General features: G+C 34.3%; 20 protein-coding genes. 2 read left to right on the plus strand and 18 right to left on the minus strand.

Annotated features, from left to right (window positions below; genetic code table 11):
• Positions 1-25 precede the first annotated feature (25 nt).
• From AN959_RS13455 to rpsF, 4 genes are all read right to left on the minus strand, one after another.
• Positions 26-967: a YybS family protein gene (locus AN959_RS13455; RefSeq protein ID WP_056831416.1), complete on the minus strand. Its 942-nt coding sequence runs from the start codon at positions 965-967 to the stop codon at positions 26-28.
• A 142-nt stretch (positions 968-1,109) separates the two neighbouring features.
• A complete protein-coding gene (rpsR, locus tag AN959_RS13460; RefSeq protein WP_053591149.1) occupies positions 1,110-1,346 on the minus strand; it encodes a 30S ribosomal protein S18 in 237 nt (78 codons plus the stop codon).
• A 47-nt stretch (positions 1,347-1,393) separates the two neighbouring features.
• On the minus strand, positions 1,394-1,897 hold the full coding sequence (gene ssb / locus AN959_RS13465) for a single-stranded DNA-binding protein (RefSeq protein WP_053591148.1): 504 nt from the start codon (positions 1,895-1,897) through the stop codon (positions 1,394-1,396).
• A gap of 43 nt (positions 1,898-1,940) precedes the next feature.
• Complete coding sequence (rpsF, locus tag AN959_RS13470; protein ID WP_053591147.1) at positions 1,941-2,231, minus strand: 30S ribosomal protein S6; 291 nt, start codon at positions 2,229-2,231, stop codon at positions 1,941-1,943.
• Positions 2,232-2,440: 209 nt separating this feature from the next.
• Here rpsF and AN959_RS13475 point away from each other — a divergent pair, with 209 nt between their 5' ends.
• Positions 2,441-3,004, plus strand: a complete 564-nt coding sequence (locus AN959_RS13475) for a DUF3267 domain-containing protein (protein WP_172794373.1) — start codon at positions 2,441-2,443, stop codon at positions 3,002-3,004.
• Positions 3,005-3,256: 252 nt separating this feature from the next.
• Here AN959_RS13475 and ychF read toward each other — a convergent pair whose 3' ends face one another.
• The 3 genes from ychF to AN959_RS13490 form a co-directional block, all read right to left on the minus strand.
• Complete coding sequence (gene ychF / locus AN959_RS13480) at positions 3,257-4,357, minus strand: redox-regulated ATPase YchF (protein WP_056831420.1); 1,101 nt, start codon at positions 4,355-4,357, stop codon at positions 3,257-3,259.
• An 88-nt stretch (positions 4,358-4,445) separates the two neighbouring features.
• A complete protein-coding gene (locus AN959_RS13485) occupies positions 4,446-4,646 on the minus strand; it encodes a DUF951 domain-containing protein (RefSeq protein ID WP_053591144.1) in 201 nt (66 codons plus the stop codon).
• Positions 4,647-4,654: 8 nt separating this feature from the next.
• Complete coding sequence (locus AN959_RS13490) at positions 4,655-5,515, minus strand: mechanosensitive ion channel family protein (protein WP_056831423.1); 861 nt, start codon at positions 5,513-5,515, stop codon at positions 4,655-4,657.
• 78 nt (positions 5,516-5,593) lie between these two features.
• On the opposite strand from AN959_RS13490, the gene yyaC reads away from it, so the two are divergent.
• Positions 5,594-6,193 (plus strand): spore protease YyaC, encoded by a 600-nt coding sequence (gene yyaC / locus AN959_RS13495; RefSeq protein WP_056831425.1) that lies wholly within the window; start codon positions 5,594-5,596, stop codon positions 6,191-6,193.
• Here yyaC and AN959_RS13500 read toward each other — a convergent pair.
• From AN959_RS13500 to rpmH, 11 genes are all read right to left on the minus strand, one after another.
• Positions 6,149-6,856 (minus strand): DUF554 domain-containing protein, encoded by a 708-nt coding sequence (locus tag AN959_RS13500; protein WP_056831428.1) that lies wholly within the window; start codon positions 6,854-6,856, stop codon positions 6,149-6,151. The genes yyaC and AN959_RS13500 overlap by 45 nt on opposite strands.
• Positions 6,857-7,094: 238 nt before the next feature.
• Positions 7,095-7,931 (minus strand): ParB/RepB/Spo0J family partition protein, encoded by an 837-nt coding sequence (locus tag AN959_RS13505; RefSeq protein WP_056831430.1) that lies wholly within the window; start codon positions 7,929-7,931, stop codon positions 7,095-7,097.
• Complete coding sequence (locus tag AN959_RS13510; RefSeq protein WP_053591139.1) at positions 7,924-8,685, minus strand: ParA family protein; 762 nt, start codon at positions 8,683-8,685, stop codon at positions 7,924-7,926. Before AN959_RS13510 ends, AN959_RS13505 begins: the two co-directional genes overlap by 8 nt.
• Positions 8,686-8,822: 137 nt before the next feature.
• Positions 8,823-9,695 (minus strand): nucleoid occlusion protein, encoded by an 873-nt coding sequence (gene noc, locus AN959_RS13515; protein WP_056831432.1) that lies wholly within the window; start codon positions 9,693-9,695, stop codon positions 8,823-8,825.
• Positions 9,696-9,897: 202 nt separating this feature from the next.
• Entirely contained in the window at positions 9,898-10,614 is a 717-nt protein-coding gene (rsmG, locus tag AN959_RS13520) for a 16S rRNA (guanine(527)-N(7))-methyltransferase RsmG (RefSeq protein ID WP_053591137.1), read from the minus strand.
• Positions 10,615-10,637: 23 nt separating this feature from the next.
• Complete coding sequence (gene mnmG, locus AN959_RS13525) at positions 10,638-12,527, minus strand: tRNA uridine-5-carboxymethylaminomethyl(34) synthesis enzyme MnmG (protein WP_056831435.1); 1,890 nt, start codon at positions 12,525-12,527, stop codon at positions 10,638-10,640.
• Between the two features lie 22 nt (positions 12,528-12,549).
• On the minus strand, positions 12,550-13,935 hold the full coding sequence (gene mnmE / locus AN959_RS13530; RefSeq protein ID WP_053591135.1) for a tRNA uridine-5-carboxymethylaminomethyl(34) synthesis GTPase MnmE: 1,386 nt from the start codon (positions 13,933-13,935) through the stop codon (positions 12,550-12,552).
• A gap of 269 nt (positions 13,936-14,204) precedes the next feature.
• Entirely contained in the window at positions 14,205-14,945 is a 741-nt protein-coding gene (jag, locus tag AN959_RS13535; RefSeq protein ID WP_056831436.1) for an RNA-binding cell elongation regulator Jag/EloR, read from the minus strand.
• The gene (gene yidC / locus AN959_RS13540; RefSeq protein WP_053591133.1) at positions 14,942-15,712 is read right to left on the minus strand and encodes a membrane protein insertase YidC; all 771 of its coding nucleotides are present in this window, start codon (positions 15,710-15,712) and stop codon (positions 14,942-14,944) included. Before yidC ends, jag begins: the two co-directional genes overlap by 4 nt.
• A gap of 71 nt (positions 15,713-15,783) precedes the next feature.
• Positions 15,784-16,128, minus strand: a complete 345-nt coding sequence (gene rnpA, locus AN959_RS13545; RefSeq protein WP_056831438.1) for a ribonuclease P protein component — start codon at positions 16,126-16,128, stop codon at positions 15,784-15,786.
• A gap of 63 nt (positions 16,129-16,191) precedes the next feature.
• Positions 16,192-16,326 (minus strand): 50S ribosomal protein L34, encoded by a 135-nt coding sequence (rpmH, locus tag AN959_RS13550; RefSeq protein ID WP_053591131.1) that lies wholly within the window; start codon positions 16,324-16,326, stop codon positions 16,192-16,194.
• Positions 16,327-16,800: the final 474 nt, after the last annotated feature.

A 16,800-nucleotide genomic window follows, 5' to 3' on the forward strand; every position in this document is an offset into this window, starting at 1 on the left:
AAAAAGACGCCACCTGATCAGCTCCTTATTTTTTGTGCCTGCCTTGTAAATAACTTCTCAAATTAAATCCTAAGTCAAAAACACCTAGTATAATGGTAAACGTAAATAACGGTATGGCTAAAAATGTTCCAAGAATTGCCGTCCACCTTGGATAGCCTTGTAAATGAAAATAATAGTGAATCAATGAAACCCCTTGTAAAAACAATAGAGCTCGCAAAATAAACATAGCGTTGACCGTTGCCATATACCCAAATGATCCAATCTCATAAGAAATGATCAAGGTTAAAATGGATACGATTAAATAATACCATAACACCGCTTTAGGTAGTTTAAAATGCATAAACTTTGGAAACTTAGGTACTTTAATTTTCAGTTTCCTTAATAACGGTAAATTAATGGACAAATAGATAAACGCAGTGGCAAACATTGTTGCAATAAAATAAGATGGCATCATTGTTTGAACTAATTGTAAGCTCTGTGCCACCATTTCATCATAATTCTTTGGTAGCTGTCCAACAGAAGCCATTATATTTCCTACTTGTTCGTAGTATATTTCAATGCCTTCGAAAAATTGCTCCAGAATATTAATATTCAGAATCAAAATAGAAATTATGTATTGTACAGCTGTCATTAGTAATAAAAAAATCCCAGAAGTCATTAGAAGATACAGTTTTGACTTATGATTTCTAATAGAATCTCCGATGATCAACCCTAGTGGTGCAACAATTAATGCAAATATAAAACCGAAAATACCGCCAATAATAAAGGAGATAACTAAACCAATCAACGTTACATATACTGCATATTTTCTTTCAAATTTGGCGCTAAACCAAGCAATTGGTAAGGGCACAATAAATGAAGTGATAAATCCTAAAAACGGAATATACACGGACATTGCTAAAAGGATAGCAAATAGTGCAATCATCATTGCTCCATATGTTAAATAGCTTGTCTGATTTTTTTGCATGAGGGACCTTCCTTTATTGTAATCATCTTTTCATTGTAACAGATTTCTTCTTACAACTAAATTTCTTTTGTTTAGTCTAGAAATAATAGGTAATTAAACAATAAAAAAAAGACCGGTTTCCCGGTCCTTACTATTTTTAAACTTATCTCTCTTCAGAAGTAAATGGTAGTAATGCCATTATACGAGATACTTTGATAGCTCTTGTTAACTTACGTTGGTACTTCGCGCTAGTTCCTGTCACACGACGTGGAAGAATTTTTCCACGTTCTGACACGAATTTTTTCAACAAATCTACATCTTTATAATCAATGTGTGTAATGTTGTTAGCTGTGAAGTAACAAACTTTACGGCGTCTTTTGCCTCCGCGACGTGGTGCCATAATAGGTTGCCTCCTTTTCGATTAAAGTAAAAGTGTATGAAGTCCTTTTAAAACGGTAGATCGTCATCCGATACTTCGATTGGCCCGCTACTGTTTGCAAATGGATCTTCGTCTACACGTGTATAATTTTGCTGATTCATTGGTTGGTTTTGCTGATATGTCGGATATGGATTTTGCTGTTGTCCACCACCAAACGATTGTCCGCCTTGGCTACGGTCTCCAGAACTACTATTACGTGGTTCTAAGAACTGTACGCTGTCTGCAACAACATCAGTAGTATAAACACGTTTACCATCTTGTCCTTCATAACTGCCTGTTTGAATACGCCCTTCAACACCTGCTAAACTTCCCTTTTTCAAGAAGTTAGCTGTGTTTTCCGCTTGCTTTCTCCAAACGACACAGTTGATAAAATCAGCTTCTCTTTCACCCTGTTGGTTGGAGAATGTTCGATTTACAGCTAGTGTAAATCTTGCCATTGCAACACCACTTGGTGTATAGCGAAGTTCCGGATCTTTTGTTAGTCTTCCAACTAAAACGACACGGTTAATCATCAGTGTTCAACCTCCCTCTCTCAGCTTTTGTTAGTCGATTTTATTATTTATCGTCGATACGAACAGCAATGTGACGGATAATGTCTTCATTGATGTTAGCTAAACGAGTGTATTCATCGATTGCTTGAGAATCAGCGTTTGCTTTAACGATTTGGTAGTAACCTTCACGTAAGTCATTGATTTCATAAGCTAAGCGGCGTTTGCCCCACTCTTTTGATTCGATGATTTCTGCACCATTTGAAGTTAAGATTTCGTTGAAACGCTCAACTAAAGCTTTCTTCGCATCTTCTTCAATTGTTGGTTGAATAATGTACATTAATTCGTACTTTCTCATCTATTTACACCTCCCTATGGTCTTTGGCCGACTGCTTACAGCCGACAAGGAGCAAGTAATGTTATTACTCACATCAATGAATTGTAACACAAATTATTTTTTATATCAAGATTCATTACCAATCTTTTCACATTTCCTGTATATTTATTTTAACGTTAGTGAAAGGACGTAAAAAAGTCCATAGTGTATTTAACTCGGAGGCGTTGATCATGGAAAATAAAGAGGATATCTTAACCATTATTGATATCGATTTAAAAAAAGTTGCTTGGTTTAGTCTGATAATAACTGTACTCTTATCGATTTTAGGATTAGTTATTTATAGTTGGTTACACGATGGCTTCAACATAAATTTTTCAATTGTAGATTTACTATTATTTTTTTTAGGTTATGTGTTGTTAATTGTTTTCCATGAATGTTTTCATTTAATTGGTTTCTGGTTTTTCGGGAAAGCCCCATGGAGCAGTATGGATTACGGTGTCAATCTTAAACTGGGTATTGCCTATGCAACAACCAATTTACCTATTGTAAATAGTGCAATGAAAAAAGCATTATTACTTCCTTTTTGGATGACAGGAGTCCTTCCCATGCTTCTCGGATACTGGGTAGATTCCCCAGGATTAGTCTTATTAGGAGCATGGTTAGTTGCAGGTGCTGCCGGAGACTTTGCTATGTATAAAGAATTAATAAAATATCCAGCTCATCTGCTTATAAAAGATGATCCTGTAGAGCCGAAGTTATACGTATTAAATAATAAAAAGCAGGACAGCATTTAAGTTGTCCTTTTAGTATGTCACCACATTACCAGTTAGAGATAAAGACCATAAGAATGGTAACGGAACGGTTATTTCCGCTTCAGACGGACGCTTTTCGCGGGCGGAAAGGGAGCCGTTTCAACGATTTCCTTAATTATCGGACGACATTATTTAGTAAAGTCAAAAATTCTATCCGAGAGCGGAAATCAACAATTCTATTTATCATAGTTTAAAAAAAAAAACAGGTCAGCATGTTAGCTGACCTGTTTTATATTATACGTTAAAACGGAACAACATTACGTCTCCATCTTGTACTACATATTCTTTACCTTCTAAACGAACCTTACCTGCTTCTTTGGCTAATGCCATGGAGCCAGTTGCAACTAAATCTTCGTAAGCAACTGTTTCTGCACGGATAAACCCTTTTTCAAAATCCGAGTGGATAACTCCTGCACATTGAGGAGCCTTCATACCTTTGCGGAATGTCCAAGCACGTACTTCCTGTACACCTGCAGTAAAGTACGTAGCAAGGCCAAGAAGCGAATAGGATGCTTTGATTAATTGATCTAAGCCAGATTCCTCAATACCTAACTCTTCTAGGAACATAGATTTTTCGTCGTCCTCTAGAGCAGCCATTTCTTCTTCAATTTTTGCACAAATAACGATAACTTGTGCTCCTTCTTCTGCTGCAAATTCACGCACTTTTTGTACATATTCATTTTCATCTGCTGCCATAATATCGTCTTCTGATACATTGGCAACGTATAATATTGGTTTTATCGTTAATAGATGAAGTCCCTTTACAACTCGAAGTTCCTCTTCTGTGAAGTCAACAGATCTACCTGGTTTTCCTTCTTCAAAAGTTTCTTTTAAACGTGTTAAAATAGGTTCTTCCACCATTGCATCTTTATCTTTTTGTTTCGCCATTTTAACAACTCGTGCCAAACGCTTATCAACACTTTCTAAGTCTGCTAAAATTAATTCCAAATTAATAACTTCAATATCCGCGATAGGGTCTACTTTTCCTGAAACATGCGTAATATTATCATCTTGGAAGCAACGAACTACTTGGCAAATGGCATCTACTTCTCTAATATGGGCTAAGAACTTGTTTCCAAGACCTTCCCCTTTACTTGCACCAGCTACAATTCCAGCAATATCTGTAAATTCAAATGCCGTTGGAACAGTTTTCTTTGGTACTACTAATTCAGTTAATTTATCTAAACGAGCATCAGGAACTTCCACAATCCCTACGTTTGGATCAATTGTAGCGAATGGATAGTTTGCAGCAAGTGCTCCTGCTTTTGTTATTGCATTAAATAGTGTAGATTTTCCTACGTTCGGTAATCCTACGATTCCTGCAGTTAATGCCATGTATGGTCACAACCCTTCTATTTTCTAAACCAACAAAAATTATATATAACCTGTTCATTATATTGATTTTAACGCTAAAAGTCTATCCTTACTCCGTATCAGCTTGCACTAATAGTTTTTTCATCTTTTTCTCAAATTCTTTTCGTGGAATCATTACACTATGCTGACAACCTTCACATTTTATACGAATATCTGCCCCCATACGAATGATTTTCCACGCATTCGTGCCACAAGGATGTTGTTTTTTCATTTCGACAATATCATTTAATTGAAATTTTTTACTATCCATTTGAACACCTACTCTTTTTTACTTTGGTATAAAACCATTTTTGGATAAGGAATTTCAATCCCCTTTTCATCGAGGTAATTCTTTATATCTCTACGGATACTTCTTGCAACTCCATGTTGTTGATTAGGTAGAGTTTCTGCAACAACTCTTAATATTACTTCGGTTGCTGCCACATTCTGCACTCCAAGTAAATCTGGAACCTTTACCAGCTCCTCGTATTTACTAGGTAAATCTTGTAAAAATTCTCTAATCATATTTTCTACTGATTGAATATCCGATTCGTAAGATATGCTAATATCTATTAAAGCTAATGAATTATAAATGGAGTAATTGATAACTTCTGAAATATTCCCATTTGGAATAATATGCAATTCTCCTGTATAACTTTTTACTTTCGTTGTTCTTAGACCAATTTCTAAAACTACCCCTGTAGATTGCCCAATCATCACTTGATCACCAACAGCAAACTGATCTTCAAATACTATAAAAAAACCTGTGATAACGTCTTTTACTAAACTCTGTGCACCAAACCCTACTGCTAGACCAAGAATACCTGCCCCCGCTAATAATCCTGCTACATTAATATTAAAGGTCGATAATACTGCTAAGATTGCCGTAAAATAAACGGCATAAGCTAATATATTTTGAAGCAACTTCAATAAAGTATTTTGTCTACGTTCAGAATATGCTAATGGACTTCTTTCTCTTACGGAAAACACTCTCTTAAGGAGCCTCTTCCCAACTCTCACCACAATAGCTGAAGCAATCAATATAAAGATTACTTTCAAAGCTATTAATCCAAGATTTATCCAAGTTTCTTCATTTAATATTAATTTTTTTAAATATGTGTATGATACTTCTGTGTTCATATTATTCTTTATGTCACCTTTCTGAATAAATAGTTTCTTATTTACATATACTGTATTAAAAAGAAAGTGAGTCTCTATATGAATTTTCAAGCAGCAGAGATAAAAGAATCATCTACTATCAATTATAAAGAAACAGGCGTTGTATGGAAACTAAGCAACTTTTTCTTAGATCAAATCCCTTTTGATCATCCAAACTTAGTTTTTTGTTGCATTGGAACTGATCGTTCAACAGGAGATGCACTCGGACCAATGACAGGCTCTTTCTTAACACAGCTTTCTTCTTTTCCTTTTCAGATTGTTGGAACACTCGACAATCCATTACACGCTTTAAATATTGAGGAAATAACACAAGAATTACTTGATTCCCCATCGAAACCTTTTATTATCGCCATTGATGCTTGTCTTGGTAATTCAGGGAACATCGGTCAAATAATTGTACATCCAGGTCCCTTATATCCAGGAAAAGCAGTCAAAAAAGAATTACCACCTATCGGTGAGATTTCCATTAAAGCAGTCGTAAATATTGGAGGCTTTATGGAATATAATGTACTACAAAGTACGCGTCTAAACATAACATTTGAAATGGGTAAAGTTATTTCTCGCGCACTTTTACTCGCATGGCATAGATATAATTTAAAAATTATAAATAAAAGTAACAGCAATCGCAACTATAACTAAACTAGGCAGTAAATTTGCTACTCTAATTTTTGTTAATCCAAGTAGATTTAATCCTATAGCTATAATCATTATCCCTCCAGTTGCTGTCATTTCTTGAATAAATAATTCAAGTGCAGCTTCTGGAATTAATTTTGTTATCTGAGTAGCGAATAATGCAATTGCACCTTGATATACTGCTACTGGAATGGCTGAGAGTAAGACACCAATCCCTAGTGTTGCAGAAAGTATAATAGATGTAAAACCATCTATTATTCCCTTACTAATTAACAATTCATGGTCATTTTGAAGTCCGCTATTTAATGCTCCAAGTACTCCCATTGCTCCGATGACAAATATTAATGTACCAGTAACAAATCCTTGTGCAATACTGCCTCCCTCGGCAGTTTTAGACCCAAATTTTTGTTCTATGTATTTGCCTAATTTATTTAACCATTTGTCTATGTCAATCCATTCTCCAATTACTCCACCGAATACTAAACAAATAATAATAAGTACAAAATTAGTACTCTCCAAACCCATCTGAATCCCTAAAACGACTACTGCTATCCCGATCGCATACATTACAGTCTGCTTCATATTTTCAGGAATATTTTTTAAAAACCTACCTATTATTGCACCCACTATTATTAATAGTGCATTAACAATAGTTCCCAGTAAAACCATATCTATTTCCTCATTCCTTCTTCTCGAATTGGAAGAGCTTAATGTCTATTAATAATGACTCTGTTATTTCTAATTAATGATATGAAGAATGATGCTGTAGGCACAATGCACATAGACTCTAAAGGGCTAAGTCGCCCCTTTAGGAAATCTGTACATTACAACAGAGAAGCTTCAAAAATATAAAATGCTAATCTATTAAAAGCACAACCTATTTCTAGATACTAGAAATAGGTTGAATTTAATCTTCTAATAGTTGTAATATTCTTTCTAAATCATCCTCTGAAAAAAATTCAATCTCTATCTTACCTTTGTTTTTGTTTTTAACAATAGAGACCGGAGTTCCGAATATTTCTCTTAATTCTGATTCTTTCTCAATAGTAAAGATATCCTTTTTTACAGTAGGTTTTGTTTCACGTGGAACATTCTCATTTAAGCGTTGTACAAGTGCTTCTAATTGTCTAACATTTAAATTTTCTTTTAATGTTTTTAACATGATTAAAGGAATATTCTTTTTCTTTTTTAATCCTAATAGCGCCTTACCGTGTCCCATGGATAGTTCACCATTTGTGATTGCATTTCTTACCTCTTCAGGAAGTGATAACAATCTAATGTGATTAGCGATATGAGGACGGCTTTTACCTAATCTAAAAGCAAGCTGTTCCTGCGTTAAATTTAGGTTTTCCATTAAGTTTTGATAAGCTTCTGCCTCTTCTATAGGTGTTAAATCTTCTCTTTGAAGATTTTCTAGAATGGCTATTTCCATCATTTGCTGATCATTTAATTCACGAATGACAGCAGGTATTTCATCTTGTCCAGCTAGTTCAGATGCACGAAATCTTCTTTCACCAACGACAATTTCATATTTTGAGCCTTTTTTACGTAAGATGATTGGCTGTAATACACCATGTTCTTTTATGGATTCAGAAAGATCTTTCATTGCTTCTTGATCAAAAATTTTTCTTGGTTGATATGGGTTAGGTTTAATTTTATCTAAACTAATTTTATCTACTTTTTCAGCTTTCAAATCTTCCTCTGGAAAAAATGCATTTAGTCCTTTACCCAATGCTTTAGCCATTACGAATCACTTCCTTCGCTAAATCTAAGTATACTTCTGCTCCACGAGACTTTGGATCATAAATTATTATCGGTTCTCCGTGACTTGGTGCTTCACTCAAACGAACATTTCTAGGTATGATTGTCTTATATACTTTCTCTTGGAAGTATTTTTTAACTTCTTCAATTACTTGAATACCTAAATTTGTTCGTGCATCAAACATAGTCAATAGAACTCCATCTATTTCTAAGTTTTTATTTAAGTGTTTCTGTACTAGTCTAATCGTACTTAAAAGTTGGCTTAACCCTTCTAATGCGTAAAACTCACATTGAACAGGAATAATAATAGCATCGGAGGCAGTTAGAGAATTAATCGTTAATAACCCTAATGATGGTGGACAATCAATGATGATATATTCATATTTGTCTTTTACCTCTTGTAGGGCTCTTTTTAATCTTACTTCCCTTGAAATAGTTGAAACGAGCTCTATTTCTGCACCTGCCAAAGATATAGTAGCGGGAACAATATGTAAATTTTCCACTTTTGTTTCCTGTATTGTCTCTAAAACGCTAACGTCATCTATTAATACATCATATATACACTGATTTACATCGCCTTTGTTTACCCCAACTCCACTAGAAGCATTTCCTTGTGGATCAATATCGACAAGTAATACCTTTTTTCCTAAATAAGCAAGGCAGGCACTTAAGTTTACGGATGTAGTAGTCTTTCCTACACCACCTTTTTGATTGGCTATTGCAATAATTCTTCCCACTCTTGCACCCTCTTCTTCTCGTTTTATATTACTCTATTTACATTCTATCAAATTTCAATGAAATTTGGGTGTTATTCTTGTTACAAAAAAAAAACTCTCACATTTAGTTGAGAGAGTTTAAGTAAAATATAAATATATTATGATTTCTTTTTAGGTATTTTTACTGTAATTTGATAAAATTCTTCGGTATCTTCTTCTTCTGTTTTAATACTAATACCACTTTTAGTTACCATAGACAATGAGTGTTTAATCGTATTCAATGCTATTCGAACATCTTTACTAATAGCCTTACGTTTAGGCTTAAGAGTTTTTTTAATATCCTTACTTGGTGGATTTAATATTTGCTCCACATGCTCTTCTAGTTGCTTTACATTCCAATGATTTTCTATAGAAGTATTCATTAACTCTATTTGCATTTCTTTTTCTTTAATTTGCATTAAAGCACGAGCATGCCTTTCAGAAAGATCTTTCCTCATAATTGCTTGTTGAACTTCCTCAGGTAATTTTAACAATCTTAGTTTATTTGCAACAGTTGATTGTCCTTTCCCTAAACGCTGTGCTAATGCCTCTTGGGTTATTTCATGCAACTTTAATAGCTTTTGATAAGCAACAGCTTCTTCTATTGCCGTTAACTCTTCACGTTGTAAGTTTTCTATTAATGCAATAGAAGCTGTTTCTTTGTCATTTAAATTACGAACTATTGCTGGTACCTCTGTCCATTGAAGCTTTGACATAGCTCTAAATCTACGTTCACCAGCAATAATTTCGTATTTATCGTCATCCATCTTTCTAATAACGATTGGTTGAATAACACCATGTGTATGAATAGTTCTAGCCAGCTCTTCAATTTTATCATCATCAAAAACTGTTCTAGGCTGGTATCTATTCGGCACAATCTTATCAATCGCAATATTAACTACTTCTTCAATATGACTTTGTGGTTGTTCCACAATTTCATCTTGTCCTTGCTTTTCGGAACTTCCAAAAAAACGAGAAAAAGGACTTTTCATCTAACAAGCACCACCTTTTCGAAACTCTATACGCTAAATATTCACTATATAAAACTACAATACTATAAATGTTTCACGTGGAACGTTCCTCAATCAAATACGCCCTGACGTATTTGGCATATATTTTGTAAGCAGCTTGATCAATGTACTTACTTACAAAATATATGGCATCCGCCGGAAGTTTTAACCTTTTGAAAAAAGATTAAATAATAGGTGTTTTGTTTGGAATACCAGGTTTTCGAGGGTATCTTTTCGGTGTGCTTTTTGTTTTAGAAAAGACATACAACGTTCTTTCACTGTCTTCAATCGGTAAAAGAAAGGAATACTCTGCGATTTTCTCTGCACCTAATACTTGAAGTGCCTTTTTAGCATCATTTAATTCGTCTAATGCACTCGCTGCTTTCATAGCTATAAATCTTCCATCTACCTTTACTAACGGGATGCATAGTTCTGCGAGAACCGATAATCTTGCAACTGCTCTAGCAGTAACAATATCATAATTTTCTCTATGTTCGGTTTTTTGACCAAATTCTTCTGCTCGTGCATGGACGAAATTTACGTTTGTTAAATTAAGTTCCTTGCTGAGATGAGTTAAAAACTGGATTCTTTTATTTAGTGAATCAACAATTGTAACTTTTAAATTTGGAAAACAAATCTTTAAAGGAATACTAGGAAACCCGGCTCCTGCTCCTACATCACAGACGGAGAAAGAGCCAGTAAAATCTTCATAAAAAGATGCACTAATAGAATCAAAAAAATGTTTTAAATATACAGATGGTTCATCCGTTATAGCGGTTAAATTCATTTTTTCATTCCATTCAACAAGTATTTCAAAATATTTTCTAAATTGTTGTACTTGCTCTGTCGTAAGTTCAATTCCTTTTTCGTGAAGGGCTTGAATAAATTGTTCCTCGTTCATGAAGTTCTCCTTATCAATTTAGACTATCCAGAAATTTTTGCAATTTTCCCCTGTTCAATATAAATAAGTAAAATTGAAATATCTGCTGGATTTACTCCTGAAATTCTAGATGCTTGTGCAATAGACAAAGGTCGTACTTGATTTAATTTTTGTTTAGCTTCTGTAGCCAATCCTGAAATTTCATCATAATCTATTTGATCAGGAATTTTTTTGTCTTCCATTTTTTTGAGCTTTTCTACTTGTTGAAGAGATTTTTCAATATATCCTTCATACTTTACTTGAATCTCTACTTGCTCTTTCTCTTCCTCCATCAATTCCATTTCAGGAGGAGCTAGTTGAGCCACTAAATCATAATGCATTTCTGTACGTTTTAATAAGTCTGCAGCACGAATACCATCTTTTAATTCGCTACCTTCAACACTACGGATTAATTGTTGAGTTTGTTCATTTGGTTTAATCATTAATGAACGCAGTCTATCTAATTCATTTTCAATACGTTGTTTTTTCTCCACAAATTTATCATAGCGTTCTTGCGGAATAAGACCTATTTCGTAACCAATTTCCGTTAAACGTAAATCTGCGTTATCATGACGAAGTAATAAGCGATATTCAGCACGAGAAGTTAATAAACGATAAGGTTCATTTGTTCCTTTCGTAACTAAATCATCAATTAATACTCCAATATAGGCATCAGATCTACTTAATATTTTTTCTTCTTTTTTAAGAACTCTTAGAGCGGCGTTAATTCCGGCCATTAAACCTTGCCCTGCTGCTTCCTCGTAACCAGATGTGCCATTGATTTGTCCTGCAGTATAAAGATTTTTAATTTTTTTCGTTTCAAGTGTTGGCCAAAGCTGTGTTGGAACCATTGCATCATATTCAATTGCGTAACCTGCACGCATCATTTCTGCTTTCTCTAGGCCTGGAACAGAAGCAATCAGGCGACGTTGTACATGCTCTGGTAAACTTGTTGAAAGTCCTTGTACATATACTTCTCTAGTATTTCTTCCTTCTGGCTCTAAAAATATTTGATGGCGTGGTTTATCACTAAAACGTACAATCTTATCTTCGATGGAAGGACAGTATCTTGGTCCTGTACCTTTTATCATACCTGAATACATAGGAGAAAGGTGTAAGTTTTCATTAATAATTTCATGCGTTTCAAGTGTTGTATATGTTAACCAACATGGTAATTGATCCATTATAAACTCAGTTGTCTCAAAGCTGAATGCTCTTGGAACATCATCTCCAGGTTGGATTTCAGTTTTATTATAATCAATTGTTTTACTATTTACACGAGGTGGAGTTCCTGTTTTAAATCGAACTAAATCAAAACCTAAATTACGAATGCTATCTGCTAATTTAATGGATGGCTGTTGATTATTTGGTCCGCTTGAATACTTTAGGTCTCCAATAATTATTTCCCCTCGTAAGAATGTACCTGTTGTAATAACTACTGTTTCTGCGTGGTAAATAGCTCCAACTTGAGTAACGAGCCCAATAATTTTATCATCTTCTACTAGCAATTCTTCTACAACTGCTTGATGGATTGTTAAGTTTTCTTGTTCCTCTAAAAGTCGTTTCATTTCATTTTGATACAGTACTTTATCCGCTTGAGCGCGAAGTGCACGTACAGCAGGACCTTTTCCTGTATTAAGCATTCTCATTTGAATATGCGTTTTATCTATTACTTTTCCCATGGCACCGCCTAATGCGTCAATTTCACGCACAACAATTCCTTTTGCTGGCCCTCCGATGGATGGATTACATGGCATAAATGCAATCATATCAAGATTAATTGTTAAAACAAGTGTTTTAGCACCCATTTTTGCGGATGCAAGTGCTGCTTCTACTCCAGCATGCCCTGCTCCTACAACAATCACATCGAACTTGCCTGCTTCAAAGTTTGGCATGTTCGTTACTTCCTCTCCTATTTTATTTTCCTAAACAAAATTGTGAAAATAACTGATCAATTAAGCTTTCTTCTACCGTATCCCCGGTAATTTCACCTAAAATTTCCCAAGTTCTCGTCACATCAATTTGAATTATATCTACTGGCACATCCGCATGTGCCGCATCAATGGCATCAGTTACAGTTGCTTTTGCTAAATGTAGTAAAGAAATATGACGTGCATTTGAAACATACGTTAAATCAGACGCTTCAATTGTACCTTCGAAGAATAAAGATGCAATTGCTTCTTCTAATTCATCGACTCCTTCTTCTTGTAGTAAAGAAGTAGTAACTACACGTTTGTCCCCTGCTAATCGTTGTACTTCATTAGAATCTATCGACGTAGGTAAGTCTGTTTTATTAATAATAACAATAAAATCCATACCCTGAACTGCTTCAAATAATTTACGGTCTTCTTCTGTTAGCTGCTCCGCATTGTTTAAAACTAGTAGTATAAGATCAGCCTCATTAAGTACTTGCCTAGACTTTTCTACTCCAATTCGTTCAACTATATCTTCCGTTTCTCGAATACCCGCTGTATCTACTAATTTTAACGGAACTCCACGTACATTAACATACTCTTCTATTATATCTCGTGTAGTTCCTGCTATATCTGTCACAATTGCTTTATTTTCTTGAATTAAACTATTTAAAAGGGAAGATTTACCTACATTCGGTCTACCAATAATAGCCGTTGAAAGTCCTTCACGAAGAATTTTCCCTTGCGATGAAGTGACTAATAGTTTGTCTATTTCATCCCTTACCCATGTACATTTTTCAATCATTAGTGGCAGAGTCATTTCTTCCACATCATCGTATTCTGGATAATCTATGTTCACTTCTACTTGAGCTAATGTTTCGAGTAGTGCTTGCCTCAATGATTTAATAAGTCTAGATAATCGCCCATCCATTTGCCCTAACGCAACATTCATCGCTTTATCTGTTTTAGCTCTTATTAAATCCATGACAGCTTCGGCTTGTGACAAATCGATTCTCCCGTTTAAAAACGCTCGTTTTGTAAATTCACCAGGCTCAGCTAGTCTCGCACCATTAATCAAAACAAGCTGTAGGACACGATTCACTGATACAAGCCCACCGTGACAGTTAATTTCTACTACATCTTCTCTTGTAAATGTTTTGGGTCCCTTCATCAAAGACAACATTACTTCCTCTACTACCTCTTCTGTCTTTGGATCAACTAAATGCCCATAATGAATGGTATGGGATGCTTGAACAAGTAAATCTTTTCCGTTTGGTGAATAAAATACTTTGTTTGCTATCTGTATTGCATGGGGACCGCTAAGTCTCACTATTGCTATAGCCCCTTCTCCAAGTGGAGTAGAAATAGCAGCTATTGTATCGAATTCCACAAGTGTCCACCTCCTTTACATACTAACTTATCCACATGTGAATAAGTTAAAACGAACATGACTATCTAACATATAACAATAACACAAATCGTCAAAAATCAGAAGTATAGATGATTTTATTTAGTGATCAAAAGTTATCAAAGCGAAAGCACAATATCTTCCCAAACAAACAAATGGAGTTGCGGTAGGTTTGCTCCGAGCTTTTCGTCTAGGTAGTTAGCAATAAGAAAAACGGATTCTAGCTTTTCGTAAGCTAAAATCCGTTTATATTATTTTATTGGCTCGATTACTAAATATCGATTTGGATCTGTTCCAACTGAATAAGTTTCAATATCTACTCGAACAGATAATGCATTATGAATTATTTTTCTTTCAAAAGAAGTCATCGGTTCAAACTCTACTTTGTTACCTGTTCGAACTGCTTTATCTGCCATTCGTTCTGCAAGCTGTTCAAGTGATTCTTGTCGTTTTTCTCTGTAGTTTCCTACATCCAGCTTAATGATAATGAACGAATTAGAAAATTTATTTGCTACGAGCTGCGCCAAACTTTCAAGTGCATTTAATGTTTGTCCACGTTTACCAATAAGTAATGCAGCCTTTTTACTGTTTAATTGAAGGTAAACAAATTTTCCTTCTTTTGTTTGATTGATTTCTAAATCATCAATCTTCATTTCTTTTGCTATTTCATTAATATAGTTAATTGTTTCTTCAATTGCTAAGTGATTCGTACCTTCTAGATTGTGCACTTCAATTGAAGTACTTGGAGAAATCTCTGTTTCATCGTTTACTTCGAGTGTTTCCACTTCTGGTTCATGCACTTCTTCTACTTTTTCTTCATTTATTCGAACAGTTACTTGAACAACTGCAGGTTTTGCTCCAAATCCTAGAAAACCCTTTTTACCTTCATCTAATACTGTAATTGTTACTTCTTGTTTTGATACACCAAGTTTTTGTAATGCAACAGTTATAGCTTCTTCTTTTGTAGGTGCAGTTTGCGTAATCTGATTCATTTTTTTGCCCCTCCCGTTTTGACTGGCTCAGCCTTTGGTTTGTTCCAAGGTTTATAAATGAATAAATTTTGAATGATAGAAATAATATTACCGATTACCCAATACAATGTTAGTGCTGCTGGTAATACGATACCAAAACCAATAATCATAAATGGCATAATATACATCATTATTTTCATTTGAGGATTATCCATTGCTGGACCTGTACGTAAAACGATCAATTGCATAAGACCTGCAAGTACTGCTAAAACAATACTTGGATCTGCAAGTGCAAATCCTAAAAAACTACCTAAGTTAATTTCAGGGGTATTATTCATTCGACTAATTGCATGGTAAAAACCAATTAGAATCGGCATTTGAATAAATATTGGTAAACAACCTGCTGCTGGATTAACTCCTCTTTCTTTAAATAGAGCCATCATTTCTTGTTGATATTTTTGTTGTGTTACAGCATCTTTTGAACTGTACTTTTCTTTTAATTTTTGTAATTCTGGTTGTACTTCTTGCATATTTTTAGAGCTTTTTGTTTGCTTGATCATTAATGGTAGGATTGCTAAACGTATAATAATTGTTACCGCAATAATTCCTAAACCATATGTACCAAGTATTCCTTTGAAGTACGTAATTGCTGAAACTAATGGCCAAACGATATACTCATTCCAAAACCCTTCTGAACTTGAATAGATTGGCTCATTAAATTCCGAACAACCTGCTAGAAATACAGTTGTTACTAGCAGTAAAATTAATAATGATAATTTTTTTTTCAACCTTCTTCCCCCTAATACTTCTTATATATATATCCATTCATTCTATATTACCATTTAACAGAAAGTCTTCACTAGTTTTTCTTCTTTATTACCTTAGCAATTTTTAATATATGTTCAAGACTTTTCTTTGTTTCATGAAAGTCTAATTTGGCCGCTGGATTTCTAGCGATAATAATATATTCCATATTTGTATTTACTTCATCTTTTAATTCTAAAAAGGTTTGTCTTATATACCTCTTAATACGATTACGAACTACTGCATTTCCAACTTTCTTACTAACAGATAGACCTACACGAAAAAAATCTTCTTCATGTTCTAAGCAATAAACAACAAATTGTCTATTTGCAAAGGACTTCCCTTTTTTAAATATTGTTTGAAAGTCTTTATTCTTTTTTACTCGTTGTTTCTTATTCATCGGTTCACCTGCTCCAACTCATCGTTATAAAAGAAAAAAAGACCACTGAAATGGTCAGTGGACTTATGCTGATAATACTTTTCTTCCTTTGGCACGGCGTGCTGCTAATACGCGGCGACCGTTTTTAGTACTCATACGTGCGCGGAAACCGTGGTTTTTAGCACGTTTACGGGTATTTGGTTGGAATGTACGTTTCATCTATATGACACCTCCTGAATGATCATCTTAAAAGTTCTACTTTAGACAGTCTACGATATTATATATAAGATGCACGGCTTTTGTCAATTGTTTTTTTGCTCTCTCCCTCATTCATATTGAAACTTGGTTATCCACAGATTATAATTTCCTTTCACGAACCATTGTGCATAAAAAATACACGAAAAAAATTATCCACAAACCTTATGAACATGTTTTTAACATAATCATACCTTGTGGACAACTATAATTGTTAATAATCGGACTATTGTGGATAACTCTTAAATCTCTTGTAATGTCTTCATTTTTTTGGTACGATATTTGTGTTTTACTTTTCTAAACCAAAACTGCATCTTATTTTTATCCACAACTGTTAATAATGTGTGGATAAGTTTTTTGCACATACGTTTATAATATTTATCCACAGTCGGTGGATTTGTGTATATCTTATTCTTTTTTTATTTTATACATATTTAT

Source organism: Psychrobacillus sp. FJAT-21963 (assembly GCF_001420585.1).
Taxonomy (GTDB): Bacteria; Bacillota; Bacilli; order Bacillales_A; family Planococcaceae; genus Psychrobacillus.

Bases quoted from the DNA above. Each gene is read 5' to 3' on its own strand.
- AN959_RS13490 (WP_056831423.1), bottom strand. From the start codon at position 5,515: ATGAACACAGAAGTATCATACACATATTTAAAAAAATTAATATTAAAT.
- AN959_RS13455 (WP_056831416.1), bottom strand. From the start codon at position 967: ATGCAAAAAAATCAGACAAGCTATTTAACATATGGAGCAATGATGATT.
- yyaC (WP_056831425.1), top strand. From the start codon at position 5,594: ATGAATTTTCAAGCAGCAGAGATAAAAGAATCATCTACTATCAATTAT.
- rpsR (WP_053591149.1), bottom strand. From the start codon at position 1,346: ATGGCACCACGTCGCGGAGGCAAAAGACGCCGTAAAGTTTGTTACTTC.
- rsmG (WP_053591137.1), bottom strand. From the start codon at position 10,614: ATGAACGAGGAACAATTTATTCAAGCCCTTCACGAAAAAGGAATTGAA.
- ssb (WP_053591148.1), bottom strand. From the start codon at position 1,897: ATGATTAACCGTGTCGTTTTAGTTGGAAGACTAACAAAAGATCCGGAA.
- ychF (WP_056831420.1), bottom strand. From the start codon at position 4,357: ATGGCATTAACTGCAGGAATCGTAGGATTACCGAACGTAGGAAAATCT.
- AN959_RS13505 (WP_056831430.1), bottom strand. From the start codon at position 7,931: ATGGCTAAAGCATTGGGTAAAGGACTAAATGCATTTTTTCCAGAGGAA.
- jag (WP_056831436.1), bottom strand. From the start codon at position 14,945: ATGAATCAGATTACGCAAACTGCACCTACAAAAGAAGAAGCTATAACT.
- AN959_RS13485 (WP_053591144.1), bottom strand. From the start codon at position 4,646: ATGGATAGTAAAAAATTTCAATTAAATGATATTGTCGAAATGAAAAAA.
- noc (WP_056831432.1), bottom strand. From the start codon at position 9,695: ATGAAAAGTCCTTTTTCTCGTTTTTTTGGAAGTTCCGAAAAGCAAGGA.
- AN959_RS13475 (WP_172794373.1), top strand. From the start codon at position 2,441: ATGGAAAATAAAGAGGATATCTTAACCATTATTGATATCGATTTAAAA.
- mnmG (WP_056831435.1), bottom strand. From the start codon at position 12,527: ATGCCAAACTTTGAAGCAGGCAAGTTCGATGTGATTGTTGTAGGAGCA.
- rpsF (WP_053591147.1), bottom strand. From the start codon at position 2,231: ATGAGAAAGTACGAATTAATGTACATTATTCAACCAACAATTGAAGAA.
- AN959_RS13500 (WP_056831428.1), bottom strand. From the start codon at position 6,856: ATGGTTTTACTGGGAACTATTGTTAATGCACTATTAATAATAGTGGGT.
- rpmH (WP_053591131.1), bottom strand. From the start codon at position 16,326: ATGAAACGTACATTCCAACCAAATACCCGTAAACGTGCTAAAAACCAC.
- rnpA (WP_056831438.1), bottom strand. From the start codon at position 16,128: ATGAATAAGAAACAACGAGTAAAAAAGAATAAAGACTTTCAAACAATA.